The 347-nt window shown below is 56.5% G+C and carries 1 pseudogene; it reads left to right on the plus strand.

The features are described 5' to 3' along the window. A pseudogene (locus RT21_RS23895) lies at positions 1-347 on the plus strand (hypothetical protein); the annotation flags it as partial.

Here is a 347-nt window from a genome sequence, read left to right on the forward strand (position 1 = left end):
GCGCGCGGCGTCTTCTTTGGCTACGACTTCCATCTGGATGATGACAAGCTTGGGCTCATCGAAATAAACACAAATGCGGGCGGAGCGATGCTAAACGTATTGCTCGCCCGCGCGCAGCGTAGTTGTTGCAGCGGCGTAGTCGGGCTTTCGCCAGGTCAGGATGGACCCGGCGGCTTCGAGCGTTCGATTCTGGATATGTTCGCCCAGGAATGGTCTACGAGCGGCGAGCAACGTCCGCTCACGCGCGTGGTGATCTTGGATGAAAGCCCACAAGCCCAATATCTGTATCCGGAGTTCCTTCTTTTTCAGCGGTTATTCGAGTCAGCAGGAATCGACTGCCTAATCGC

Source organism: Pseudomonas sp. 10B238, from assembly GCF_000970615.1.
In the GTDB taxonomy this organism is placed as follows: domain Bacteria; phylum Pseudomonadota; class Gammaproteobacteria; order Pseudomonadales; family Pseudomonadaceae; genus Stutzerimonas.